Source organism: Allomuricauda sp. CAU 1633, assembly GCF_017313225.1.
Classification (GTDB): domain Bacteria; phylum Bacteroidota; class Bacteroidia; order Flavobacteriales; family Flavobacteriaceae; genus Flagellimonas.
Genome location: NZ_JAFLNE010000001.1, coordinates 1 through 26717 on the forward strand (window position 1 = coordinate 1; position 26717 = coordinate 26717).

Below are 26717 nucleotides of genomic sequence, written 5' to 3' on the forward strand. Positions count from 1 at the left end.
TATTTAACAGCTGACTTTGTTCTATCATCTTGGAGGATGAATTTTGTGATTTACCAATGTTACACGCTGTAAAAAATATAATCAGGATTAAATAGTATATTTTCTTCATCTAGAGTAATCGTTATTTTGAACTTTATTAATCCTTAGTTCTTATCCAAAAACTTTTCAATCGGTAAATAAGGCATTTTATGCCAAACGTATTTCTCCTGTAAGTTCCATTCATTTATGTTACTAATTGGGAGTTTAAATTTTTCAACTATTTTTTGCATATCCGAATTACAATCGAACAACATAACGCTATCATTTCGAATGATAAAACATTTGTTGCTTTCAGGTAATTTTTGAAAGAAATCACCTTGACGTATTTGTTCATTGACCTCACAATCATGACCAATAGAAACGGTGGCTGTATCCTTTTTGAATGAGATATATTTTCTATTTGAATTTACAAACTCAATCGATAGACCACAACCTTTCCAGAGTTCCTTGTTTTTAATAACACCAGCTCTTTGAATTTGGTACTCTTCGAAATAATAATCTTTCATGGATGGATTATCCCATGGTCGACCTAATATGAAAAGGAACACAAGAAACAGAATTGGAAGTGCAACCAAAATTTTTATTCCTGGTATTTTAGTCATGTTATGTTGATCTTGCTTTCTGGATTTACGAATCGTTTATTTGAACTTTTGATCAAACTACCTACTGGGTGTCATTATCCCGTCTTGTGACTTGCCTAGTTTTAAATTAACAAGTATTTCATGCAATGTTTCTGTGGCAAGCCCATGAAGAACGAGTCTGTAAGCTGCAGTATAGGTGGAAGTTGGCACCATAGGGTGTTTATTGTTCACAAGTCCCAAATGTCCAGGCGTACCAAGGATTTGTGTAGTGTAAATAGCAACCGTTTCGTCTAACTGGAGTGAATTTGAAGCCCTGACAAAATCGTTTACCGTTAGAAAAAGTTGATAGAAAGGTGTAAACAGTTCTATGGCAGACCTTAAATCCAGAATGTTTGTCCATCTACTCGGAAATTCGATATGGTTAAACTGATCCTCTGATATCATTTCCAAATTGAGGGATTCCTGTTTTTGTATGTTCAACCCCTTGCTTTTGAGTTGGCTATTCAGGTTTATTACAAAATTGTACAGGTTAAGATCATGATTTAGGAATAGATCTTCCTTCACATCCTCGAAATCAAATGGTTTAAGTGGGCTTGTTTTTACCTCTATACCCGATATATTCTTGGCTATGAACTCCAAAATTTCACTGCCTGCATGAAAATGCCTGAAAATGAGCAAATTGGCGTCAGGATTCACGAAATTCTTCAACCCCCATGCTAAAATTTTGTGCAAAATACTGGAAGAGTTGAAAAGCTTCGGAAAGAAAAACTTAAAGGCATGAATGAAAAACATAGAGATTTTCGACCAAAGCTGGATAAACGGCAGAAGGTATCGCGTGGACCTACTGTTATTGTCCCTCATCAGGGCTTGCTTTGTTTTGTTGTTTATGGGAATACTGCTGTCCAGATACATTGCAAGCCAAGGGTTTGGGTCCCTTTGGTCGTGCTTTCCAATATCAAATTCATCGCTCATATGCTCAATTTAGTAATTTCCCAGTTCTTTTAATTGCAAATGGTAAAGAAGAGCTGTGGTTTTGGCCGTCTTTGCTATTTTACCGGCTAGATCCAAATTCATAAGAGGATGGTTCAAAGCTTCCTCAAGTCGATGGAAATGATTTTCATCCGCTACACCGTGATAGGTTAGAAATGATACTTGGGCGTTGCTCAAATTAAGCTGGTCCTGAATGAGTTCGCCCCAATAACCGGCTAAGCGCTTTCCTATTCCCTCAATGATGAACATGGCACCTAATAGGTCAATTGGGTTTGGTTTACTTGCTTGTTGAAACATAAAGGATGATAAAGCAATACTCCCGATGTTTTTTTCGCTATTCCTTATTTTTTCTAAGGGTTCTCCCAAGGCAACGTAATTCGATTCCAATAGCTGATAGTCTTTGTGTTCAGTTGCCGTATGCTTTATGAAAGCTGAACGCAGTTCAAATAAGTCAATATCAATGTTGGAGGCTGCCCTGGAGATCCATTGTGACCCATCGATTACCTGTTGTCTTAAATCTAGCAATAAAAGTTTATAATCGTCAAGGCCCAATGTCCCGTCATGTATTTTTCTGACTATGGGTACTTGTAGGAGTTGGGTTTCGAAATCAATCCATATTTGGCTAAGCTGTCTAACCAACCATTCTGAAGTTGGGTTTTTAATGATTTCAAGTTCTGGTGCTTCGACTTTTCTTATCGGATACTTCGTCAAACCATTTTTTTCATTCCCCACCACACTCAACTTCATAAACGATGTGATGAACCTTCCACTTTCGGGAACCATACAAAGAATGGTCTGACCCGGCTTCAATTTTCCTGAATACATAAGCTCTTCCAACATTATGTAGATTGAAGCGGCACCTGTATTACCCTTGCTTATCAAATTACTGAACCATTTTTCTTCCGGAATATACGCTCCGCCTTTTTCAAGAAGTTCCTGGATTGGTTTTTTGAAAAATTCAGAGGAATAATGGCAGCAAAGCCAATCTACTTCCTCCGTAATAATTTTTCCGACATCAATTAATTCAAAGTAATGGGAGACGCCAACTTTCATGACTCTTTGAAGAAGACGAACATCCTGCTTTAAATTAATTGCGCCTGCTTTTGATGCGGATTCATAATCGGGATAGTCAAGCCAACTGGAGATATTACCATTAGATGTGCCACTGGGGCCGACATACATACAGAGAGGGTGGTCATTGGCATATGATTTAATATCTATCCATTCGATTTTGAGGGATAGCCCATCAATATTTGGTTTGTTTTCCAATACCATAGCGCCAGCACCATCCGATAACATCCATCTAAGGAATTCAGTGTCAAAAGGAAGGGAGGTTTGTCCTTGGGCCTCAAACCTTGAAGCTTTGAACAATCTGCTGGCAAACTCACTTCCGATACAAAGTGCATTTTGCTTTTCATTGGCTTTTATTTGACAATAACCGCTTTTCAAGGCCATTATCCCACTTGCGCAAACACTTTGGAAATTTGCAAGTTCACACTTTGGGGCTCCGAGTGCTGCATGTACCATGCTTGCAAAACCAGGGACTGGGAGATCTCCTTGTGTTGTCCCTGTGGATATCATCTGAATGTGGTCATCTAAAACAGAGCTTCGTCGAAGGGCAGTCTTTGAAGCCATCGCCGCCATTTCGGCATTGGAATGTGTACTTTTCTGTTTCTTGTCAAGGGCATAATACCTATGCTTAATTCCATTTTGCTGCAGTATTTTGGTTTTTAAAGTACTGGGCGCCCCATTAATCTCACCCAAATACTCCTCCATTTCATGATTTGGTATAGCCTCGTTAGGGAGAAAGGCTCCCAAAGCATTGATATATACATCACTCATATTAAACAGCCTTCTTTTATTGCCGGTTTACAATATATATTTACCCGCAATAGAATTGAGGGTCTGATCGTTTATTTGAACTTTCTATTTCTAAAATCACCAAATCCAATCTATTAGGAAGCCTAATGCAATCATAAATATTATTGCCACAAACCCATTATTGAATAGATGGTGTCTGTCATAATAATCCTTTGATTTTTTTGGTCCCCACAAGTATTCTTTATAAGTGAATTTAGGTTTATTCAAAATAGTTCTCCAGACAGATCCATAAATCCAGCGTAAAGTACCTCCAATGACATTCACTATTAAATGAAATAGAGTGTATCCAATAACTTCATCTATCATATGAAATCGTTTATTTGAACTTATCTATTAAGAATTGAATCTCTGTAATCAATCCATTTTTGTAAATCTCCTTTCGACTTTTCAACATCAAAGAAGAAAGGACTAGAACCATCTGACGCTTTTAATTTAAGGCTGCTCAAAATATTTCCGATACATGGCATCGCAAGTTCATTTCCTCTTATATGCATTACGAAACTATTGAAATCCTCAGATTCACCCATATTAAACTCAATTGAGAATTGTCCGTTCTCCAATATCCCCCATGATGGATTTGAAAAATCTACCGTAGGTTCAACTGTCTTGATCTTATCAATGATTTCTGACCTCATACCAATTGATTTTGGTTCAAAGTCATCGGCAATCTCATCCAAAGAATCAAAATCCCCCCAATCTTGCACGAACAAATCCCAACTCATTTTGACACTATCGTTTATTTGAACTTTATTTAAAACCATCCTATAAAATATACCAAACCAACTACAGCCAAAAACAAGACGAATATTATTAGTGCTAAACATCCCAAACCAAATAATTTATCCTTCCATGAATCTTTTAAGGGTTTCTCAATATTAATTTCAGATTTGAATTTTCGGGTAATTTGAAAATAATCAAATGGATTGTTTTCTTGGCTCTGGACCCATTCAAAATTTGGATGGTACATTTCAGTATCCCCTTCATTAAAGGTTCTTAGTTCTATTTCTTTTGCAGCTTTCAAAAGTTCTACAGAATACAATAGTAGCCCATCCTTATTTCCCTTTGCATACCCAAAATCTTCATTAAATGAATAATCAAAGTACGCATTTTGTCTGGAGCTCTTTGACTCTATTTCTTCTATTAATTTCTCAAGCTCTGGGTTGGTCAAAACTTTATTTATTTGGTCTTAATTGTGAATCGATTATTTAAACTTTATAGTTTTATACGGTCCCTTCTCCTTCTCAAGGCATAAATTTCATCTGCCAAATCCATTCTACGCTCTTTCCACAATTCTGAGTATAATTTATCTTCAGTCATGTTGCCTTTATCTTTAGCTTCCTTTTTTTCAGAATTTGATGGAGGAGCGGTTGGTTTACCAAAAGCTCTGCTTAATCCTCAGATGTTCATTTTCAAGAATTCATTTTCCATTCGTCCATAGACGAGCCAAAAGCCCTCTTCCTCAACATAAGGCTGGCAAGATTTCCAATTTTTTCCGATATAGATATTGTCTTGTAGGTCCCCACCATCCAATGATTCTATTACCCTTATTTTGTAAGTCAGGTCACTATTTATTTCAATGATTTCCCCAATAAAAATACATTCAGAAATCTCAATTTCCTTTGTTTGAAGTTCAGCCAAACTTTTAAATCCACAATCACACGCAAAAGTATATTGGGTCAATATCGATAAAAATGTGAATGTCCAGATTGATTTCTTCATCGTTTATTTGAACTCAGCTATTTAAATACCCACTATTTTCATTTTCCAGAAATAGATAATCAAGGTTATAATTCCAACTACAATTGTCACCATACTTTTTTTAAAACCTTTTGCCAACAGCATTAATGACAGCCCTAAGACCAGAATAATGCCTCCAAGGTAGATAGGTTGATACAGTTCAGTCAAAATTGATTTTTGACTGTCCAATCCATCTAGTATATGAGTGGAAGTATCGTCCAAAACATAGAATACGCCTAAAAGCATAAAAAGAACCCAACCAATGAATACGTTTGCAATTACTGAAATCCAATTCTCTATTAAGTAATTTTTTAGCCGATTCATTTAAATCCGTTATTTGAACTTTTTATATAAAAATCAACATTCACCATTCAAAAAATTTAATATAAGGCCAACCATATTTTACTGCTAAACTTGTGTATATTAAGGTCAAACCAAGTATTAACAATATAATAAAAAGTGGTAATTCATAATACTTTGTGATCCAATAGGAATAATCAGAGTTTGGGTCTTCATTATATTCGGAATAAAGTTTTTTAGTATCCTTTTGAAAAAAAGCGAATGAAATTATTCCAATACTAGCTATAATGGTTAATACGATTCCTTCTTTCATCGTTTGTTTGAACTTTTATATCCCAAGCACTTCAAAAGTGCACTCACTTAGGGGCATTTTACTTTTTAAACTCTGATGGGCTCTCTACAAATTCTAATTCTGACATCTCACAAACTCCGTATGAACCATCTAAATATTTAACCCCCACGATGTGTTGTTCTCCAATCATTTCAGCTTGAATAACTATAACAGGGGTTTTCTTATTTGTCTCAACATCAACTTGAAAAGCTAATGAAGGAAGCTGAATATCTAAAGGTTTATGATCCTTCCCTTGACTGTCAATAATAAAAGTTGCAGAGCCAGCATTGACATCCATTTCCGTTGCTAATCGTCCTGATACATGAGGTGTTTCCATCCAATTTTCTAAATCAACCTTATCCAAGATAGTTGTTTGCGAAACTATATTTGTTTTGTTTTCATTTTCTCTGCAACTCATTAAGAAAGCGCAAACAAGACCAAGCACTACTATATTCTTCATCGTTTAATTGAACTTTTAATTTTTCGAATTCTTGTTTGAAAGAGATTTTATCTTGTCTATGAAGGTAATTACCAACCCCATTAAAACTAGTAAAGTTCCGTATAAAATGTCGTTTGAATTTTTGTATTCATTTATAAAGACAATTTTATTCCTTTTCAAATTTGTTAATACATCAACACTTTCCTTTCCAAAAACCTGTTCACAAATAAGTCGATTCCCGTTTTTCACAAAAACCATTCCATTGAATTCCAATTTGTAATAGCCCCCTCGTCTCCCTAAATCATCACAATCCAATGGTGTCTCAAGAACCTTTGCAGATACAATCCTATTTTCCTCGGTTATTTTCTTTTTGATTACTCCATTCCTAATCACTAACAAGGAAACAAGAACCATAAAAAGTCCACCAATTTTTAAACCATACTTATTGAGAAATGTGTGTGATTTTGATTTCAAGTCAGTGTTATAAAAATAAGTTTGAAAGGCTATTTGAATCGTTTATTTGAACCTATCATTTTTTCTTTGTTTTTTTCAAGCCTAGATAACTAGCAAAGTTTATAATTGCAATAAGCAAACATACCATTCTTACTATTTGAATGTCAATCGGCAATCCTCTGTAATAAAAGGGTCCTGACTGGAAATGAAGCCCAATAAAAACTAATGTGAAAACAATTCCAAGAATCAAGAAATGGTTCCAGTTTTCGCTTTTCATTTATGCCAAGAGCTTTTCAATTTTTTCACAATGAATGTCTACTTGTTCAAATCGTTTAAATAGACTTTTGCATTTTTGATTTAGCCTTTCCCAAAGCTTCACGAAATTCCTTTAATTTCGGATGAACATCCCTTCTTTCTCATTTGATTAGAGAATTAAAAACCTCTACGGCTTTATTTAGAACCCTTATTTCGTCCCGCACAGATTTTTCTTTACGATAGATAACTGCTAATCTCCTATATGGAAAACTTCCTACAAAATCTTCTGAAACATTGGCTTCGTAAAGTGCTTTAGCTTCCTGGACCTTTCCTTCCTTTTCAAGTCGCTTCCCCATTAAATTTCTATCAACCTGTGTTTCGAAACTGCTCATCATTATTTTAACTTTATCTAGATGTTTCAAGAACAAAAGTATCAGGGGTTCATTTCCCTGACCAGATAGTATGTGAATCCAGATAGGAACATTATTCCCACGAAAGATATATCAATGATTATGGATTTTTTGCCAATATCCAATTTTTCCGTGCGCATAATTTCTGAACCATTTCCTTTAACCACAAAATAATAATAATTGAGTCCAAATAGACCAATAACCAAAAAGGTTCCTACATAATGAATCTTATAGAGCAATTTAAATCTCAAAAGAAGCAGAACAGAATTAAATCCAGTTATAAGGAGTGAAGTTATTAAGAATGCCATATACGATAAAACTGGAATTTCAGGAGAAGCATTTCGTTTTCGACTAACTCTAAAAAGGTTATAGTAAATCAGGTGGTAAATCCTCATAGTTTGTTCAAACTTTACTGAGTTTTCTATCAGCTACCATATTCCTTGAATCGCTTAATTAGATCTGACATTAATTCATTGGACGTAATTGGATAAATCACGCAACCAATAGAATTCCAATAGACTTTTTCTGATATTTTGTTTTCAGTTCTCAATACGGACTCTGCACTGTCCAGTTTATTGTTTTTTACCAAAGCCCAAAATCCATAAACCCTTAAAGCTGGATTTTTGCTTTCCGCCATTTGTAGAAAATCTGACACATTCCCTCTCTTATATATCTTTTGAAAAATACTATAGGATTCATTATCCGAGAAATTACGTTTAGATGAAACAACATTGAAAGTTGCATTGTCGTTGACCGTAAATTGAACTATTGGTGTCTCTAACTCAAATATTTCAGGTCGCTCATCATCAATATAGGTTGTATCAGTGACGGAAATTTCTAAGTCATGGACCAATGCTGCAATTCTTTTGACAGAATACTGCGAGTGAGCATGAGAAGCGCCCAATAATAGAAGTAAACAAAGAATGAGTCCTCTCATTTGATTGTTAACTTGTTTATATAAAGCTTAAAATACATCTATATAGACTCAAAATGGAAAATTATCGATGTAATTGATCATCTTTTATACGATCTCAACTTTCCTGAAAGCCCCCTATGTCGTAAATACTTGTAATAGGTGGCCCTTGAAATGTTCAATCGTTCACATATCTCTGTAACGGCCAACACCCCGTTATTGAAATACTCCTCACAAAGTACAGCTTTTTGTTGATTTTTCTTACTTAATCCCTTTGGCGCTCCTAAAATCTTCCCTCTGCGTCTTGCCGATTCCAGACCTGCTTTCGTTCGTTCAATGATGATATCCCTTTCCAATTGTGCCAAGGCAGCAAATATGTTGATGATAAACTCAGAATGGGAAGACTTCTCTGTAGTGTCTATAAAAGGTTCTGTGATGCTCCTGAAACGGACTCCCTTTCCTTTTAACTTTGTCATTAGATTGGTAAAATGAATCAGGCTCCTTGCCAACCGATCAAGTTTCCAGACCACAATAGTATCCCCGTCCCGTACATATTTTAAAAGTTTACTCAAGCTTTTCCGCACTTCCTTGGTACTCGATACCTTATCCGTGTAAATGTTCTTTTGTGGAATCCCTTCTTTGAGGAGTGCATCCAATTGAAGGTCCAAACTTTGTTCCATGGTACTCACCCGTGCATATCCAAAAACCATAACCTGAAAGTTTAAATAAAGGGTAGAATGTAAACTATTTATTTAGTACGGGGAATTGAACTTTAACAAACCAGTGGACACATTTTACATTGAAAGTTCAATAAAACGGTGCCTTATAACGCCCTGTCATGAAATGGAAATCGATATGGAGGCGAACGCAACGAAGTGGAGTGCTGCAAGCCCCAAATCTTACACAAACTAATACTACTGAGCGAGGCAAATTTTGACCAACACTTGTACTTAATGGTCATTTTTTTGTAAAAAACGCCTTGATTTTACTGGCCTGAACCCCATTTTTTAGTAAAAAAGACAATTACCGCTAGAGTCAAAACAACATTATATCAAGAATTGAAGACAACTTGATTAAAAGCAACAAAACTCCATTTTTAAGCTAAAAATTCCTTGGTTTTATTGGGCTGAGAGGGTTTTTAAGCTAAAAATGAACTAAACGTACTGAACCGGTATTTTGCAAAACCCCTTAAATATGGGCTTTTCCGAAGGAAAATGAATCAATAGCGCTGCGTCAGCACGCTATCCTCTTGCTCTTCATTTTTTCTTTGCAAGCAAAGAAAACCTGAATAGCATTGCTTTTTGTGAAGGAATTGAACTCTTTCAATATTGAAAATAGGCCATTGCACCCTATTTCAATTTTACTTCACGCTTATCTTTCCGATCACTATAAAATTGAAACAGGAACCACGTGCAAAAGTTGAAGGTAAGATTTGGGGAGCTACTCTTCGCTATGCTTCATTTGCTTTTCTTTTGGCACTTGATGCATTAGGAGATTCTAGTTTGCTTCTCAAAACTTCCATGTCCTCACTCACTTTTCTCTCTAAAACCTTGGCATATATCTGAGTTGTGGTAAGCTTACGATGTCCCAGCATTTTTGAAATGGTCTCTATAGGTACACCATTGGTCAAGGTCACAGTCGTAGCGAACGTGTGTCTAGCCATATGGAAAGTCAAATTCTTCTTGATTTTTGCTTCACTTGCAATCTCTTTCAAATAGGCGTTCATCTTTTGGTTCGATATTCTCGGAAACAAAGTATTGTTAATAATAGACCTAGGATCCTCCTTATATCGTTCAATCAAGTCAAGAGCTTTTTTTAATAGCGGTATTTTTACCGGGTTTTGGGTTTTCTGCCTTTTGGTGATTATCCAATATTCCTTATCCAAACCCATAACCACGTTATCTTCGGTAAGAAGCATTAAATCAGTATAACACACCCCTGTATAACAACTGAAGACAAAAAGGTCCCTGACAGTTTTTAATCGCTTACTATGAAGTTTCAGTTTTTCAATGGCTTGAAGTTCCTCGGAACCTAAATATTCTCTGTTCGTAGGGGTCAGCCTCTGTTTAAACTGCCTAAAAGGATCTTTATCTATCCACTCCAGTCGATAGGCCAGGGAGACCATTTTTCTCAGTCTTTGAATATGCTTCATTACAGCATTGTTACCAATTTGCTTTTGATAGTGATTAGGTTTATGCTTGCGAAGAAAATTTTCAAAGTCAAGGATAAACTTATAGTTCAGTTCATCAAGTCTGATGTCTTCCAATTTTAATTTTGTTTTCAAGAATAAAAAGATATACTTCTGGCTTGTCAGGTAGAGTCTTGAGGTATTTCCGTGGAGCTTGGGAAACATATTGGAATTATGGTAGGATACCAAGTCCCTCATGGTAAAATGTTGATTTTCCACTTCCTCATCCATAAATCTGGCCTTTACACTATGAGGGGTAATGTGCTTACCCTCTATTCGCAATTGTTGAAATGATTGGAACAGTCCTGAGTAAAACTCATCAAGGTACTGATTGATGGATTTAGCATCAATAGTAGAATTCTTTACCCGCTGCCTTTCGGGGTCCCAGTAATTGATTTTGATTCTCCGCTTTAAACTAATGTTTAGTTTTTTACCATTGACAGAAATCCTAGCATAAATAGGGGCTTTGCCATTTTTTGACCTAGCGGAATAAAGCCAAAACAGGACGGAAAAAGTGGAATTTGACCTCATAATTGTCTTCTTTTTGTTAAACATTGACGAAGACGAAAGTCAAATCAAATCGAACATATCAACTAAATTACTGTATTTTAATCACTTATCTCAAAACAGTAACCTGAAAAATGTTGACGATTTGTGAACTCTAAAAGCCAAAATCAAAGGAATTCAATTAAAATCAAAAAATATTAAATATTTGGTTTTCAATAATTTAATGATTTATTGAATCATTCGGAAGTCAAAAAGTAGCCCCGGCAAGAATCGAACTTGCATCTAAAGTTTAGGAAACTTCTATTCTATCCATTGAACTACGGGGCCATTGCTAAAAATGGATTGCAAAAATAGGGTTTTTTAAAAACTTTAAACAACCCACAAAACCAAAATAAGATGATTGACTTTGAGAAGATTTAAAAGGAATTATGAAATACGCTTTTTCTCCTCTTCTTTTAGGATTCTCTCCAAATACGAGCGCGACAAAGGTTTATCCACATATCCGGCAATCATCCCATTTTGCTTGGCGATAGTACGGTCTTTGGCATTGGTAAAGGCAGAAAGCACATAAACACTGGGCAGCCTGTGTCCTTTGAATAGATTTCGAAGATTTTCAAGAAATTCCCAACCATTCATCCCGTCCATAACCAAGTCCAAGAAAATAATATCTGGAAGTTTGCTATGTTCCTCCACGGAGCCAAAACAAGCTTGTATACCTTCTTCTCCACTGGAACAGGTAACAATATCAAAATCGCTATGGGATTGTTGTATGCAGTATCGGGTCGCGAACTGCGACACCAAATCATCGTCTATGATAAACGTGGTTAGCTTCATGTAGGGACAATTATGTAAGTTTGGGACAGCCAAAGCTATAGGCTTGCACCCAACAAACCATTCAAATTCGTTGTTTTGCCCAAATATCCCGTTAAATCAACCTTAATGGGGCAGTTTACCCCTCAAAATACCATATAAAAAGGCACCTAAAACAGCTCCTATAAGTACAATAACTATGGGCCAATACCCTGCTCCTACCAAAATATAAATGGGCCCTGGACAGGCTCCAGCCAATGCCCAACCCAAGCCAAAAAGGGTTCCGCCCAAAATATAACGGGCAAAAGATTTTTCTTTATCCTGTATGTTTATGACTTCTCCAAAAAAGGATTTGGTCTTTGATTTCTTGATCAACTGTACCAATACGATTCCTAACGCCAAAGCTGACCCGATTATACCATACATGTGGAATGAATCGAACTGGAACATTTCATAAATCCTGAACCACGAAGCGGCTTCAGATTTGTATAGAACAACTCCCAAAAAAGTCCCTATAATGATGTAAGCTACATTCTTCATGCTGCAAAAATTAAGGGAAATAACAAGTGAACCATGATCAATCCACCCATAAAAAATCCAATAACGGCAATCAAAGAGGGTCGCTGTAGGTTGCTCAAGCCCGAAATGGCGTGTCCAGAAGTACATCCTCCAGCATAACGCGTTCCGAAGCCAACTAAAATTCCTGCAATTAAAAGAATAATCCAAACTTTTGGCTCGGATAACGATTCCAAACTAAAAAGCTCCGTGGGCAAATAGGCTTTTCCAGCACTATCAAATCCCAATTCTTGAAGTTTGGTAACGGTTTTTGGTGAAATATCGACTGCGGGGTTGGGTGACAACCAATGTGCTCCCAAAAATCCACCAATAACGGAGCCGAGAACCACCAATAGGTTCCAGCGTTTGGATTTTATATCTACTTTGAAGTAATCTGTGAATTTTCCTGCGCCTCCAATGGAACAAAAAGTCTCGAGGTTGGAGGACATTCCGAAACGTTTGCCCATTAAAATGAGCAATGCCATACAAATGGCAATAAGGGGCCCAGCTACATACCAGGGCCAAGGTTGATAAAGCATTTTCGCGTGGTTTTATACAAATGTCACGAAAATGCTTTAATTATCAAATATGGGTGAAGTTTAGTAACAGTCCTTTTCACCGTCGGACACCCCAAACTTTTTCAGGATACCTTCCAGCAAACACCATTTGGTCAATGATGATTGCAACAAATTGGCACCGACAAATGCGGTAAGCCAAAGCCAGTTCTGACTCACATAAATGGCCAAAATCAAACTGATCAATATAAAGCTTCCTGCTACTCCTCTTACTATTCTATTTCTCATGCTACAATTTTAAACGGTTCTTTCTATAGGTAATTCTATGGCTCTGATCGGGTTGGTAGTTTCACTTTCCTCATTGAATTGCTTGATCAACTTGAACAATTCGGTCACCTTTTCTTCTTCGGTGAATGAAAAGAACATATTGGAAGCGGCCCCACCTTTTTCACTTGGAAACCAACTGCTGGTGTACATTAATGGCGCTGCACTTTTGTAACCATCGATATCGGATTCGCTAAAACTGTCCACTCCTGCTTGTTTAAAGAGTCTAAAAACTTGGCTTTTATACTCTTCGACTGTGGTAACAATGATCATTTTCATGTTAGCTATAATTTTTACGTTCAATCATATAATACACCAATGGCACCACCAAGAGCGTCAATACGGTAGACACAATGGTTCCTCCCATAAGTGATATGGCCAACCCTTGGAAAATAGGGTCGAACAGAATCACAAAAGCTCCAATCACAACAGTTCCTGCGGTTAACAAAATAGGTGTGGTACGCACGGCACCTGCTTCAATTACGGCTTGCTTAAGGGGAACTCCCTCATTCAACCTAAGGTTGATGAAGTCGATAAGCAATACCGAGTTCCGCACCATGATTCCCGCCAGGGCAATCATCCCGATAAAGGAGGTTGCGGTAAAAAATGCACCCAACATCCAGTGACCCAACACAATTCCGATCAAGGAAAGTGGAATGGCCACCATCATTACCATGGGCGCTTTAAAGTTTTGGAACCACCCTACGATCAACATGTAAATGATCACAATGACGCCGAGGAACGCGATTCCCAAATCACGGAACACCTCAAGGGTTATTTGCCATTCCCCATCCCATTTCACCGTATAGTCATCCTCATACTGGGGTTGCTCCATATAGAGCTCGTTAATGGAATAGCCTTGAGGTAGCTCCAATTGATTTAACTTATCCGTCATACCCAAAATGGCGTACACCGGGCTTTCCAGTTCACCCGCCATATCAGACATCACATACACCACTCGCTTTTGGTTTTTTCTATAGATGCTCTTGGCCTTGGTTCCCTCTTTAATGGAAACCAAATCACCCACGGACACCATATTCCCTTGTTGTGATGTTATTTTTAATTGTTGAATCTGATCCAAGCTTGATTTGTCCTTTTCACTAACGGATAGCACAATGCCAATTTGGTCGAATGCTTCTTCGCGATAGATATGGGAAACGGGCTGCTCACGGAAAGCCATAGCCATCACCTGAACAATTTGCTGGGGTGTTACTCCATAAAGCATCGCTTTCTCTTTGTCCACCACAAAATCGTACTCCATTTGATCATCCTCAACCATCCAATCCACATCCACAACATCGGTGGTATTGTTCAAGATGCCTTTTACATCATCTGCCAATGCAATTTGCTTATCGTAACCTGGGCCGTACACCTCAGCAACAATGGTAGACAATACAGGAGGGCCTGGAGGCACCTCGACAATTTTGATGTTTGCATTGTACTTTTTGCCCAATTCTTGGATTTTAGGTCGTAACAATTTGGCGATATCGTGACTTTGCTCACTACGGTCGTGCTTATCGGTGAGGTTTACTTGAATATCGGCCATATTACTTCCTCCTCGTAGGTCGTAGTGTCTCACCAATCCATTGAATGTTATGGGTGCAGAAGTTCCTACATAGGTTTGATAGTTCACTACTTCTGGTCTTGTAGACAAGTATGCCCCTACTTCTTTAGCGACTGCTGAAGTACGTTCCAAAGTAGACCCCTCAGGGAGGTCAATCACCACTTGGAATTCGTTTTTGTTATCAAAAGGAAGCATTTTTACGGCTACCGATTTGGTAAAGAACATCCCCACAGAAGCAAATAACAACACCACCGTGATGCCAATAAAAATCCATCGCTTCTTTCTACTTTCAATCAGTGGTTTTTCGAAACGTTCGTAGGCTTTATAAATAAAGGTGTCTTGAATTTCGACAGCCTCCTTTTCCTTTTTGTTCTTCTTTTTGTCCTTTTCTCTCAAGAAGATGAAGCCCAAATATGGGGTAATGGTCAACGCCACAAACAGGGACAACAACATGGCAATGGATGCTCCGATTGGCATTGGGGACATATAAGGCCCCATCAACCCAGAAACAAATGCCATGGGCAATACGGATGCGATTACCGTAAAAGTTGCCAGAATGGTCGGGTTACCTACTTCGTTGATGGCGTAGAGTGCCGCATCCTTGAACGGCAGACGTTTCATCTTAAAGTGGCGGTGCATGTTCTCCGCGATAATAATGGAGTCGTCCACCACAATACCCGTTACAAAAACCAACGCAAACAAAGTGATTCGGTTCAGGGTGTAATCGAGCATGTAATAGCTGAGCAAGGTCAAAGCGAATGTGATCGGTACGGAAAGGAATACAACCAATCCACCTCTCCAACCCATGGCTAACATCACCACAAAGGTCACGGCAATGATTGCACCGATCAAGTGCATCAACAATTCGGATACTTTTTGCGAAGCTGTTTGACCGTAGTTACGGGTTACCTCAACATGCACATCATCAGGAATTAGATTTGATTTTAAGTGCTCCACTTTGTCCAACACCACATCGGCAATCTTCATAGCATCGGCCCCTTTTCTTTTGGCAATGGAAATGGTTACCGCTGGATATTCAGATTTGAAAGTTTCTGACTTCTCACTTGCAGCCCCGAATCCAAGGGAGACATAATTTTTGGGCAATTCTGGGCCATCCAAAACGGTTGCTACCTGTTTTAAATAGATGGGTTGACTTTGTTTGGTGCCCACGATCAGGTTTTCCAGATCTTCCTTGCTTTCCAAAAAGTTGCCTGTGCTGATGTGAAACTCGGTATCGTTGGAAAGGAAATTCCCAGCATCCATTTGTTGGTTGTTGGCTTGAATCATTTGGGCCACGGCCAACATATCAATGCCAGATTCAGCCATTTTATCCTTGTCCACCACTACACGAAGCTGACGGTTTCTTCCTCCAATCTTTTTAGTGATGGAAACCCCGTTTACTTTTTCAACCTCATTGATCAACTCACCAGAAATCTCTCGTAATTGAAAATCATCGTATTCATCGCTCCAAAGGGTTAGAGCAAGCATGGGCACATCATCAATCGCACGGGTTTTTACCAAAGGCATGGTAACCCCGTTTGGCATTTGATCCATGTGCTTGTTGATCTCATCGTACAAACGCACCAATGATCTTTCAATATCTTCCCCGACATAGAACTGTACAATGGCCATCCCCTGCTCCTGCATGGATGTAGTGTACACGTACTCTACGCCTTTAATGTTGGATATAATTTTTTCAAGCGGTTTTGTGATCCTGGATTCCACCTCGGTTGGGCTGGCCCCAGGGTATCCCACAAAAATATCCGCCATGGGCACATCGATCTGTGGCTCCTCTTCCCTTGGAATCAAGAAAGAACTGTACACTCCAATGACCATGAACACGATCATTAAGAGCACCGTTAGTTTGGAGCTGATAAACCCTTTGGCTATTTTTCCTGCTAGTCCGTCTTTCATTGTTAGCTTTTTTGGGTTATTGAATAGTTACTTTAGCTCCATTGTACAGCTTTCCTTCGGCTGAAACGATGTATTGATCTCCTTTGGACAATCCAGATAATACTTCTACTTGATCACCATAATTCTCGCCCAAACGCAACCAACGCAAAAGCGCCACATTATCTTGTCCAAGCGTATAAACCCCTGTCAATTGCCCTTTGTGCACCAAGGCTGTGGACGGAACTGTCACAACTGTTTTTCCATTGCTCTCATTTTCCGCCTCTAGCCTCACGGTTGCATACATACCTGACAAAATCTTGGCATCTGTTTCATCCAAGCCTACTTTCATTACATATTGGCCTCCTGTATTTTGTGCAGAAGCACTCAATTCGGAAACCGTACCTGTGATTGTGGTATCCAATGCTTTCACCAAAACTTGGGCTGTTGTACCCACTTCAATGGCAGAAATGTTGTTTTCGGCTACTTTGGCCTCTACCTCAAATCCTGTTCCTGGGGATTCCACAGAAACCAAAGGCACTCCAGGATTGGCCATATCGCCCTCATCAATGTAGGTGTTGGTCACTACACCACTGAATGGCGCTCTGATATCGGCATAGGCGAACTGGGAATTCACCTCGTTCTTCATTTGGTTTGCCGCTTCCAATCTGGCCTTGGCCATTTCGTAACGCGCGGTCATATCGTCCAGTTCCTTTTGTGAAGCACTGCTTTCTTTAAAAAGGTTTTGGAACCTTTCGTAGTCCTTTTTAGCATTGTTGAATGCCACTGTAGCCTCGGTAATGGAAGCTTCTACTTGTGCTTTTTTAGCTCTTAAATCTCCATTGTTTATGGAAATAAGCAAGTCACCCTTGTTTACTTTCTGACCTATTTTAACGGGAAGTGACTCCACATAGCCCATCATTCGGGTACTCAAGGTAGCGCTGTTCACAGCCTTAATTTGACCACTCCCTGCCAAAATGGTGGAGCTATCGCCCAAGTCCACATCGGCAACCGTTACTGGCACGGCCGCAGAGGTATCAACAGTTTGTTTTTCGTCACTTCCGCATCCCATTAAGGTCAGACCTAAGGACACGGTTAAAATGATGCTTTTATATATCGTAGTGTTTTTCATGTTGCAATTATTCTTTGGTTAAAAATTTGAGTAAGGATTGTGCTTGATTGTATTCAAAAATGGTTTGATAATAGGCCAATTGCTTTTCGGCATAAGTGGCTTCGGCCATTAATAAATCGGTTGTTTTTTCCAATCCCTCTTTAAATCGGTTTGTACGTATTCTCAATGATTCTTCGGATTGCTCCATAGCCAATTTTGATGTCTGGAGCCTGTTCTTGGCGTCCTCGACCATCCGCTTGGTGCGTTGTAGCTCCATAGTACTTTTGGCGACGTATTGTTCGTATGCTGTTTGTGCTTTTTCATAGTTTGTTTTGCTTTTTCCTGCCTTGGCAAATCGCTGTGATCCTTTAAAAACATCCCAGCTCAAGCTTGCCCCAACAATGTATCCTTTGGAATCTGCCTGAAATATCTGATCATCATACATCTCATAGCTGGCAAAGGCATTTAACCTTGGCAAAAAGGTCATATTATCCGCTTTCATGTTTGCTTTGTATGCTTCGGAAACCAAATCCATGGCTTTCACATCTGCCCTATTTTCCAAAGCAGCTTCGGTTGCTACACCAATATTATCTGGTAACAATTCTTGGGTAGGTTCAAAAACAACGTTTCCTTGTTCGTTCATTAAAAAAGCCACGTAGTCAGAAGCGTTTTTTACATTGCTTTGCGCCGTTTTCAATTGATCGGAAACTTCGGTGACTCTAACTTTCACCTCCAATAGATCCGCTTTTTGAAGCAATCCTTGGTCAAAGCTGTTTTGGGCCATGTTCAGGTTGGCGGTTGCTGCATCGTAGGCTTTTTGCATCACTTCCACAGCACGATACGCCAATTGCAATTGACCGTATGCTTTCTGGGCTTCAAAATCAAGGTAATCCCTAGTTCTCATCGCTTGAAGCTCTTTGGCTTCCATGGTAGTTTTGGCTGCTTTACGCTGATAAAAACCATCCATATTGATCAAGGGTTGTTGTACCGATACCACGGTGGCAAAGTTTTCCACCTGATCGGGATCGTTCAATAAGTCTGGGTTAAAATCAGCCTGGGTCAAAATCCCTTGATTGAGTTTGGATCCAAATGCCATTAAAGGGTTTGTGGTTGCCATCCCCGTATGCGATACAGAAATCTGTGGCAAAAAGACAGAGTTTGAAAATCTATAGTCGTATTTGGCCATTTTGGCTTCCTGATCGGAAACCTGAATGCTCGCATTGGACTCTTGCACCCTAACCAAGACATCATCCAATGAAATCTTCACCTGATCTTGGGCAAAAATCACCTGCGCAAGCACCAATGACATTACTAATAAAGTTCGCTGCATTTTAGTTCATTTTGAGCCAAAATTAGAGCGATGGAATTGTATCCACAGTAACATTGGTTACTTAGGTACTGGGGAACTTTATACTATAGATTGGATTGGGAAATACTATTTTTTTCCGCTGTTCATCATGGCCAAAACGGCAACAACAAGAACGACCACCACAAGGGCGAACACACCTATCATCAAGATACCGTTCTCCCATGATACTAATGGAATACTTTGTAATGCTTTCACAATGTATTGGTTTTAAGTTTTAATCAAATTTAACTGCTGTGCTATATTCATAATATGATAATCCTCATAAAGCCATAACCAACATTCCAATATGCAATGGTTCTTCACTAACCGTATTGTTTCTAACAAAGAAAGCCGCTCTAAAGAGCGGCTTTTACATCAACCAACTAAAAAACCTAGTTTTTGACCTTGCAAGTACTTATTCCAAATAAGGTATACAAAGGACAAAAACTAACTAAGCTTGTCAATACGAATATGCCCGCCAATACCAATAGCACAGTGGCCAAAGTTCCAGAAATCACTCCAAAATAATATAAGGCAACCACTACAAGAGCAATGATCAATCGTACTACGCGGTCCATACCGCCCATGTTTGTTTTCATAATTTTCAGTTTATGTTTTCTACCAATACAACTATTAAGGTAATCATTATGAGGCAGATAACACACACCATCACCAATTTCTGCCACTTTCTAAACTTCATGTTTAAAACTACAATAATGGCTCAAACCATTCGGTAACTTGGGTTACATAGCTTTACTTATTTTTACGATACATTTAATCTCTATTTATGAACAGAAGGAAATTTACGTTAGGAATGTCTTTGGCAACCATGGCCAGCATCTTGGGCGTGGACATTGTTTATGGTGGCCTGATGCCAAAAGGATACCATCCTCTAGGTCTTCAAGACCCAGACCCTTTTGAACTATTCAACAAAGACAAGGAAATGGTTGTACTCAACAACAAACCATGGAATATGGAGGCCCAAGCCCACTTGTTGAATGATAAAATCACCCCGAATAAATTCATGTTCATTCGGAATAACGGTCGAATTCCCGAGAGCATTGATGTTTCCAATTGGACCTTGACTTTGGATGGTGAGTCCATCAAAACCAAAAAAACGTATTCTCTGAGCGAGCTCAAAAGCAAGTTCCAACACCATACCTACAAATTGACATTGGAATGTGGAGGCAATGGACGGAGCGAGTTCAACCCACCTGCAAAAGGCAATCAATGGACCGTGGGTGCAGTTTCTTGCGCCGAATGGACCGGGGTTCGACTGCGGGATGTTCTTGAGGACGCCGGAATAAAATCTGATGCTGTATATATTGGCTATCATGCTGCAGACACCCATTTAAGTGGCGACCCCAACAAGGAGCCCATCTCCAGAGGGGTTCCCATTGACAAAGCACTACAGGATGAAACTTTATTGGCATTTTCCATGAATGGGGAGGATATTCCCTTGGCACATGGCCACCCATTGCGATTGGTCTGTGGCGGATGGCCCGCTTCCACTTCTGGGAAATGGATCAATCGAATCAGTGTTCGCAACAAAGTGCATGATGGTGAAAAAATGGGCGGTACTTCGTACCGTGTCCCTTGTGAAACGGTGGCTCCGGGCAGCGAAGTCGCAGAATCCAATATGTGCATTATTGAATCCATGCCGGTTAAATCCTTGATTACCTATCCAAAAAGTGGTGCGTTAATCAAGGAAGGCCAAAAATTGAACATCAACGGACATGCGTGGGCCGGAGAATTGGAGGTTTCAAAAATGGAGTATTCCATCGACTTTGGAAGTACGTGGCGCAGTTGCACCCTTGAAAAACCTACAAATCGATTGGCTTGGCAACATTTTAAAGCGACTGTTTCCTTCCCCAAAAAAGGGTATTATGAAGTTTGGGCAAGAGCGACCGACTCCAATGGAAAAGGTCAGCCCATGATATTGCCCGGATGGAATCCGAAAGGGTATCTCAATAATGCCTGTCACAGAATAGCGGTTAAAATCGTATAGCATGGGGGACAAGTTTCAAAAACAGGTAAGTGCATTTTCCAAAGTCCTTCTTTCCTTTTTAGTATTGATTTTGGTGCTGTTTGGTGGATTGTATTATTGGTCCAATCAAAAGCCAAAACCTAAAATTGAAGAAATTCCCGTGGAAGAATCAATCGAAGATTACGACAAAGTTGAAAATGGCATTCATGTGGCCACCGGATTTATTGATGATGAGGGAATGGAAGCCACCATCCAGAATTGTACAAGTTGCCATTCCGCAAAATTGGTCACCCAGAACCGTATGAGCCGCGAAGGATGGAAAGCCACCATTACCTGGATGCAGGAAACCCAAAACCTTTGGGATTTGGGGACCAATGAGGAATTGATTTTGACCTATTTGGCCAAAAATTATGCCCCTACAACCAAGGGTCGGCGGCAAAACTTGGAAAATATTGAATGGTATGAGCTAAAATAATCCTGATGGAATATATAGATGCGTTTGTAAATGGTTTTTTGGGTATGGTACAGTGGACCTGGAAGTCCATTATCTTTGAAGTACCCTGGTATACCAATTATTTTTGGGGGTTGATTGCCATTTCACTCTTGGTATGGGGGTTGGAAATTCTTTTTCCATGGCGAAAGGAGCAATCCATTTTTAGAAAGGACTTTTGGTTAGACGCTTTCTACATGTTCTTCAACTTCTTCATTTTTGCCATCATCATCAGTGGGGTGTTTAAAGTACTGGAAGTACTTTTTGCAGATATGGGTATCACTTCAAAAAGTCTGTCGATTGTCGAGGTCACGCTTTGGCCACAATGGGTGCAACTTTTGGTTTTCTTCATCATTTTGGATTTTGTACAGTGGTTCACCCATGTGCTCTTGCATAGGGTTCCGGTTTTTTGGGAATTTCATAAGGTGCACCATAGTGTGAAGGAGATGGGATTTGCGGCGCATCTCCGGTACCATTGGATGGAAAACATCCTCTATAAACCGTTGAAGACTCTGGGAGTTATGATTCTGGGTGGATTTGAACCCGAACAAGCCTATATTGTCCACTTTGCCGCCATCGCCATTGGGCATTTTAATCATGCCAACCTTAAACTGACCTGGGGACCTTTAAAATACATTTTGAACAACCCTGTGATGCATTTGTACCATCATGCCTATAACCTTCCTGAAGGACATCGGTATGGAATGAACTTTGGAATCAGTCTTAGTCTTTGGGATTATATTTTCCGCACCAATTATATTCCAGAAAGTGGCGGTAAAATTGAATTGGGATTCCCTGGGGATGAAAAACTTCCCAAGGGATTCTGGGGGCAGTTGATTTATGGGTTAAAAAAAAGGGGGTAATGTAACAAAGGAAGCGACATCGGCCCCCTGATGATCAAAGCTAACCGATGCGCTTTCCTTTTCCACAATCACACTTTGTATACCTTCCATTTCCAAAAGTTGTTGGAAATGGTCTTGGCACAACCACCACATTTAAGGTTTTTCACTTGGAAAGTGGTTTTCATATTTCTTGTGTTTTACAGGCTCAATAGCTCCATGTTCTGTAACCACCACGAAGGTCATATACTTCTTGGAAACCCATTTCCACCAACCTTCTTGCTGCTTTTTGACTTCTATTCCCCGATTGGCAATAGAGATAAATGGGCTTTTCTTTCTTCATTTTTGAAAAAGCGGACTCAAAGGCAGAGCCTTGAAAAAAGTCAATGTTACTGGCCCCTTTGATATGGCCTGACATGAATTCGGCTCGCGTACGCACATCCACCAATTGAACCTTACCCTTTGAAATGGCTTCTTTATACTCCTCCCTATCCAAAATTTTAATGGTATCTGGAAGGCTTTGTTCTTTGAACAAAAAACGTAGTATCGACATGTATCCTATTTTTATTGGAGTAAAAGTAAATAGGATGTTAGATGTAGTCAGTAACGCGAGTTACATAAGAAAAAATAGTTTGGAAAAACGGCTAATCCTTGGAATTCCAATCGTCATATCCGCCTGTGTAATCGTAAATCTGCGTGAATCCTTCGCTCTTTAAAAGTTCTGCAGCACGATTGCTCCTCCCTCCAATTTTGCAGTACAGATAAACAGGTTTGTCCTTATCCAACGTTTCAATTTGGTTGAGGAAACCTTCATCGTTGATATTGAAATTAACCGCATCATCAATATGACCTTGGTTGTATTCCATAGGCGTACGAACATCCACCAATTGCACATCTTTTCCAATGACTTCAGATTGTACAGTGGCCTTATCAATTTTTTTTACAAAGGGCTTTTGTTGGGTATGGCATGAAAAGGCCCACAAGAGTGCAAAGCTCATGAGGGCCAATCGTACTATTTTTTGCATTATCTATTTATTTCAATGTTGTTGGACATACATAATCGGTCATGGGTATGCCGGCTTCTTTCATGGCACTGAACCCTGAATCCACATCTACCAAGTTATGGATTCCCCTGCTTTTTAGAATGGACGCGGCGATCATACTTCTGTATCCTCCTGCACAATGGATGTAAAACGTTTCCTTATCCGGAAATTCAGCTAAATGTTCATTTAGAAAATCTAATGGGGTTAAATTGGCATCCACAGCATGTTCGGCATTGTATTCGGTTTCTTTCCTGACGTCAAAAACAGGGACTTTTTGCTCCATGAGTTGCTTTAATTCCTTGGCATGGACACTTTTTACGGTATCGACTTCCTTACCAGCTTTTTTCCAAGCTTCAATGCCTCCTTCCAAGTAACCCAAGGTACCATCAAAACCCACTCGGGAAAGACGGGTTACGGTTTCTTCCTCACGGCCTTCTGGGGTAACCAAAAGAATGGGTTGTTTTACATCAGCAATCAGCGCTCCCACCCAAGGGGCAAAACTTCCATCCAATCCAATAAAAATAGATCTTGGGATATGTCCTTTGCCAAAATCATCCTGATAGCGTACATCCAATACTACGGCTCCGGTCTCATTAGCAGCCACCTCAAAAGCCTCAGGACTTAAAGCTTGGGTACCGCGTTCCAATATCTCATCGATATCCTCGTAGCCCTCCTTGTTCATTTTTACATTTAGGGGGAAATATTGGGGTGGAGGCAGTAAGCCATCAGTCACTTCTTTGATAAATTCTTCCCGGGTCATATCCGCCCGCAGGGCATAATTCATTTTCTTTTGGTTGCCCAAGGTATCTACGGTTTCCTTCATCATGTTTTTCCCACAGGCGGAACCTGCTCCGTGTGCTGGATAAACGATAACATCATCTGCCAAGGGCATAATTTTGTTTCGAAGGCTATCAAATAATGTTCCTGCCAATTCCTCTTGAGTCATGTGGGCGGCTTTTTGGGCCAAATCCGGTCTTCCCACATCTCCCAAAAACAGGGTATCCCCACTAAAAATAGCATGGTCTTTCCCATTTTCATCCTTCAACAAGAACGTTGAACTTTCCATGGTGTGCCCAGGAGTGTGCAATACTTTTATGGTAACCTTTCCTAACTTGAACTCTTGGCCATCCTTCGCAATAATTGCATCAAAAGAGGGTTGGGCAGTAGGCCCATATACAATAGGAGCACCTGTTTCCTTGGACAAGGTTAGGTGTCCACTCACAAAGTCTGCATGAAAGTGGGTCTCAAAAATATATTTAATGGTCGCACCATTATCCTCCGCCTTTTTAATGTAGGGATTTACCTCTCGCAATGGGTCAATGATAGCCACCTCTCCTTCACTTTCTATGTAATAGGCCCCTTGGGCCAAGCATCCTGTATATATCTGTTCTATTTTCATTGTCTATGGTTTTTCCCAAAAATAACAATCAATTGTCCACTATACTGTTACCAAAGTTACAAACTCTTGGTTTTGGATTGTAGAGATATCCGTTCTTGTATTTCACTTCTTTCCTTTTGATTGGAACAATAGTCCACAGCTTCAAACGTTTGCACAAAAAGGTTTTCCCTTCCAATACAATCAATAAGTCCGCTGTTGTAAAAAATATCCCTTGTGGGCCCAATGGCTCCGGTAACAATCAATTGTATTCCTTTCTCTTTTAAGTCGTTCACGATACGCTCCAGCATTACTAATGCACTGCTATCAATGTAATTGATTGCTTCGGCATTGAGAATGACATATTTCAGGGCAGGGCCCTTTTTTTGGATTTGTTTGTAGAGTTCTTTTTTGAAGTAATCTTTGTTCCCAAAATACAACTGGGCATCAAACCGTATGATAAGTTTGTCGGCATCAACAGTAACTTCTTCAGGAAACCTGCTTACATTTTTGAAATAGTCTGTCCCTTTAATTCTGCCCAAAACCGCAATATGGGGATTGGAAATCCGATAGACCAACAATAAAAGTGAGAGCAACACACCCAAAAGAATACCTTCAATTAGACCGATGGACAAGGTCATTAAGAATGTGGCCACCAATAAAAAGAACTCATCTTTTCTATTTTCCCATAGCATTAATGGATATTTAAAATCAATCAATCCAAAAACGGATACAATGATGATGGCACCCAAGGCAGCTACAGGCAAATTATGGAACAATGGTGTGAGGAACAACAAGATTCCTGCAATGAGCACGGCACTAAAAATCAGCGACATTCCTGTTTTTCCTCCTGTCTGATCGCTGACAGCAGTTCTGGAAAAACTTCCAGACACGGAAAAGGATTGAAAAAATGAGGCTGCTATATTGGACATCCCCAAGGCTCGTAGCTCTTGATTGGCATCCAATTCATACTCTGGGTGTTTTTCCTCTACCGTTTTTGCGATGGAAATGGATTCCATAAATCCAAAAAGTGCCACAGTGATGGCAATAGGAAGCAACTGCCCCAGTCTATCCATTTGGATTTCCGGAACTTGAAATGAGGGAAGTCCAGTGGGAATCTCTCCCAAAACACGTATCCCCTTGGACTCCAAACCAAAACCGAAAACTGCTAAAATACCTAAGGAAATGACCAATAAAGGGGTTGATATTTTTCTGCTGATTTTGTTCATACCAAGAATAAAAGTTATGGCCACTACACCAAATATTAGTGTGTAAAAACTGATTTGTCCCAAACTTTCAAAAATATTGCCGACCAGCACATGGATTTTACTGGATTGGGCTACATCGGTTCCGAAAATATGTTTTAATTGACCTAACCCTATCAAGATGGCGGCGGCAGAGGTAAACCCACTAATGACCGGTTTGGACAAAAAATTGACAAAAAATCCCATTTTCAATAACCCCAACAGCAATTGTATGCTTCCAATGAGCAAGGTTAAAAAAAGTACGGTTGCAATGTAACTTTCAATACCGGTGAGTTGCAACGCCCCCACTCCCGCAGCCACTAACAGCGAATCCATAGCTACGGGCCCTACCGCCAATTGCCTCGAAGTTCCCATCAATGCATAGACCACTTGAGGAACCAAGGCAGCGTAAAGTCCATAAATGGGCGGCATCCCCGCAATCATAGCGTAAGCCATTCCTTGAGGTACCAACATGATTCCTACCGTTGCACCTGCAATTACATCTCCGTAAAAGTGGGAGCGATTGTAAGTAGTTATCCAAGATAAAAAAGGAAAGAACCGTTTGAGCATGTAATGAACTTTAGGCAAAAATATGATG

The 26717-nt window shown here is 39.5% G+C and carries 31 protein-coding genes and 1 tRNA gene; 3 read left to right on the forward strand and 29 right to left on the reverse strand.

What is annotated here, in order from left to right:
- Positions 1-143: 143 nt before the first annotated feature.
- The 25 genes from J0X14_RS00005 to J0X14_RS00120 form a co-directional block, all read right to left on the reverse strand.
- A complete protein-coding gene (locus J0X14_RS00005; protein WP_207095717.1) occupies positions 144-641 on the reverse strand; it encodes a hypothetical protein in 498 nt (165 codons plus the stop codon).
- A 57-nt stretch (positions 642-698) separates the two neighbouring features.
- A complete protein-coding gene (locus J0X14_RS00010; protein ID WP_207095718.1) occupies positions 699-1592 on the reverse strand; it encodes a DUF6999 family protein in 894 nt (297 codons plus the stop codon).
- 9 nt (positions 1593-1601) lie between these two features.
- Complete coding sequence (locus tag J0X14_RS00015; protein WP_207095719.1) at positions 1602-3452, reverse strand: beta-ketoacyl-ACP synthase III; 1851 nt, start codon at positions 3450-3452, stop codon at positions 1602-1604.
- A gap of 365 nt (positions 3453-3817) precedes the next feature.
- Positions 3818-4213 (reverse strand): hypothetical protein, encoded by a 396-nt coding sequence (locus tag J0X14_RS00020; RefSeq protein ID WP_207095720.1) that lies wholly within the window; start codon positions 4211-4213, stop codon positions 3818-3820.
- 29 nt (positions 4214-4242) lie between these two features.
- Positions 4243-4659: a hypothetical protein gene (locus tag J0X14_RS00025; protein ID WP_207095721.1), complete on the reverse strand. Its 417-nt coding sequence runs from the start codon at positions 4657-4659 to the stop codon at positions 4243-4245.
- 227 nt (positions 4660-4886) lie between these two features.
- Positions 4887-5210 (reverse strand): hypothetical protein, encoded by a 324-nt coding sequence (locus J0X14_RS00030; RefSeq protein ID WP_207095722.1) that lies wholly within the window; start codon positions 5208-5210, stop codon positions 4887-4889.
- 21 nt (positions 5211-5231) lie between these two features.
- Positions 5232-5552, reverse strand: coding sequence for a hypothetical protein (locus tag J0X14_RS00035; RefSeq protein WP_207095723.1), 321 nt, complete (start codon positions 5550-5552; stop codon positions 5232-5234).
- 347 nt (positions 5553-5899) lie between these two features.
- On the reverse strand, positions 5900-6319 hold the full coding sequence (locus J0X14_RS00040) for a hypothetical protein (RefSeq protein WP_207095724.1): 420 nt from the start codon (positions 6317-6319) through the stop codon (positions 5900-5902).
- Positions 6320-6334: 15 nt separating this feature from the next.
- On the reverse strand, positions 6335-6772 hold the full coding sequence (locus J0X14_RS00045) for a hypothetical protein (protein WP_207095725.1): 438 nt from the start codon (positions 6770-6772) through the stop codon (positions 6335-6337).
- Positions 6773-7167: 395 nt separating this feature from the next.
- Positions 7168-7428 (reverse strand): hypothetical protein, encoded by a 261-nt coding sequence (locus tag J0X14_RS00050; protein WP_207095726.1) that lies wholly within the window; start codon positions 7426-7428, stop codon positions 7168-7170.
- Positions 7429-7439: 11 nt separating this feature from the next.
- Positions 7440-7724, reverse strand: a complete 285-nt coding sequence (locus tag J0X14_RS00055) for a hypothetical protein (protein ID WP_207095727.1) — start codon at positions 7722-7724, stop codon at positions 7440-7442.
- Between the two features lie 116 nt (positions 7725-7840).
- Positions 7841-8353 carry a hypothetical protein gene (locus J0X14_RS00060; RefSeq protein WP_207095728.1) on the reverse strand — a complete coding sequence of 171 codons (513 nt, stop codon included), beginning with the start codon at positions 8351-8353 and terminating at the stop codon, positions 7841-7843.
- A 77-nt stretch (positions 8354-8430) separates the two neighbouring features.
- Positions 8431-9039, reverse strand: a complete 609-nt coding sequence (locus J0X14_RS00065; RefSeq protein ID WP_207095729.1) for a recombinase family protein — start codon at positions 9037-9039, stop codon at positions 8431-8433.
- A gap of 740 nt (positions 9040-9779) precedes the next feature.
- The gene (locus J0X14_RS00070) at positions 9780-11048 is read right to left on the reverse strand and encodes a site-specific integrase (protein WP_207095730.1); all 1269 of its coding nucleotides are present in this window, start codon (positions 11046-11048) and stop codon (positions 9780-9782) included.
- Positions 11049-11279: 231 nt separating this feature from the next.
- Positions 11280-11351 (reverse strand) — tRNA-Arg (locus J0X14_RS00075).
- Between the two features lie 99 nt (positions 11352-11450).
- A complete protein-coding gene (locus J0X14_RS00080; protein WP_207095731.1) occupies positions 11451-11858 on the reverse strand; it encodes a response regulator in 408 nt (135 codons plus the stop codon).
- A gap of 102 nt (positions 11859-11960) precedes the next feature.
- Entirely contained in the window at positions 11961-12374 is a 414-nt protein-coding gene (locus J0X14_RS00085) for a YeeE/YedE family protein (RefSeq protein ID WP_207095732.1), read from the reverse strand.
- The gene (locus J0X14_RS00090; RefSeq protein ID WP_207095733.1) at positions 12371-12928 is read right to left on the reverse strand and encodes a YeeE/YedE family protein; all 558 of its coding nucleotides are present in this window, start codon (positions 12926-12928) and stop codon (positions 12371-12373) included. The genes J0X14_RS00085 and J0X14_RS00090 overlap by 4 nt, the downstream gene beginning before the upstream one ends.
- 60 nt (positions 12929-12988) lie before the next feature.
- Positions 12989-13192 (reverse strand): DUF2892 domain-containing protein, encoded by a 204-nt coding sequence (locus J0X14_RS00095; RefSeq protein WP_207095734.1) that lies wholly within the window; start codon positions 13190-13192, stop codon positions 12989-12991.
- A gap of 9 nt (positions 13193-13201) precedes the next feature.
- Positions 13202-13507, reverse strand: coding sequence for a hypothetical protein (locus tag J0X14_RS00100; protein ID WP_207095735.1), 306 nt, complete (start codon positions 13505-13507; stop codon positions 13202-13204).
- Between the two features lies 1 nt (position 13508).
- Entirely contained in the window at positions 13509-16706 is a 3198-nt protein-coding gene (locus J0X14_RS00105; RefSeq protein WP_207095736.1) for an efflux RND transporter permease subunit, read from the reverse strand.
- Between the two features lie 16 nt (positions 16707-16722).
- Positions 16723-17814, reverse strand: a complete 1092-nt coding sequence (locus J0X14_RS00110) for an efflux RND transporter periplasmic adaptor subunit (protein WP_207095737.1) — start codon at positions 17812-17814, stop codon at positions 16723-16725.
- A 7-nt stretch (positions 17815-17821) separates the two neighbouring features.
- The gene (locus J0X14_RS00115) at positions 17822-19123 is read right to left on the reverse strand and encodes a TolC family protein (protein WP_207095738.1); all 1302 of its coding nucleotides are present in this window, start codon (positions 19121-19123) and stop codon (positions 17822-17824) included.
- Between the two features lie 105 nt (positions 19124-19228).
- The gene (locus J0X14_RS19105; protein ID WP_262897088.1) at positions 19229-19357 is read right to left on the reverse strand and encodes a hypothetical protein; all 129 of its coding nucleotides are present in this window, start codon (positions 19355-19357) and stop codon (positions 19229-19231) included.
- Positions 19358-19533: 176 nt separating this feature from the next.
- Positions 19534-19740 carry a DUF2892 domain-containing protein gene (locus tag J0X14_RS00120; RefSeq protein ID WP_207095739.1) on the reverse strand — a complete coding sequence of 69 codons (207 nt, stop codon included), beginning with the start codon at positions 19738-19740 and terminating at the stop codon, positions 19534-19536.
- Between the two features lie 188 nt (positions 19741-19928).
- Here J0X14_RS00120 and J0X14_RS00125 point away from each other — a divergent pair, with 188 nt between their 5' ends.
- From J0X14_RS00125 to J0X14_RS00135, 3 genes are read left to right on the forward strand one after another with little or no spacing between them, the layout of a single operon-like run.
- Positions 19929-21149, forward strand: coding sequence for a sulfite oxidase (locus J0X14_RS00125; protein WP_207095740.1), 1221 nt, complete (start codon positions 19929-19931; stop codon positions 21147-21149).
- A 1-nt stretch (position 21150) separates the two neighbouring features.
- Positions 21151-21603, forward strand: a complete 453-nt coding sequence (locus J0X14_RS00130; protein ID WP_207095741.1) for a monoheme cytochrome C — start codon at positions 21151-21153, stop codon at positions 21601-21603.
- Between the two features lie 2 nt (positions 21604-21605).
- Positions 21606-22481, forward strand: a complete 876-nt coding sequence (locus J0X14_RS00135) for a sterol desaturase family protein (protein ID WP_207096626.1) — start codon at positions 21606-21608, stop codon at positions 22479-22481.
- 184 nt (positions 22482-22665) lie between these two features.
- On the opposite strand, the gene J0X14_RS00140 is transcribed toward J0X14_RS00135, so the two are convergent.
- The 4 genes from J0X14_RS00140 to J0X14_RS00155 all read right to left on the reverse strand — a co-directional run bounded on the left by J0X14_RS00140 (position 22666) and on the right by J0X14_RS00155 (position 26689).
- Complete coding sequence (locus J0X14_RS00140) at positions 22666-23010, reverse strand: rhodanese-like domain-containing protein (RefSeq protein ID WP_207095742.1); 345 nt, start codon at positions 23008-23010, stop codon at positions 22666-22668.
- Positions 23011-23101: 91 nt separating this feature from the next.
- Complete coding sequence (locus J0X14_RS00145) at positions 23102-23482, reverse strand: rhodanese-like domain-containing protein (RefSeq protein WP_207095743.1); 381 nt, start codon at positions 23480-23482, stop codon at positions 23102-23104.
- Positions 23483-23489: 7 nt separating this feature from the next.
- Positions 23490-24899 (reverse strand): MBL fold metallo-hydrolase, encoded by a 1410-nt coding sequence (locus J0X14_RS00150; protein WP_207095744.1) that lies wholly within the window; start codon positions 24897-24899, stop codon positions 23490-23492.
- A 56-nt stretch (positions 24900-24955) separates the two neighbouring features.
- On the reverse strand, positions 24956-26689 hold the full coding sequence (locus J0X14_RS00155) for a SulP family inorganic anion transporter (protein WP_207095745.1): 1734 nt from the start codon (positions 26687-26689) through the stop codon (positions 24956-24958).
- Positions 26690-26717: the final 28 nt, after the last annotated feature.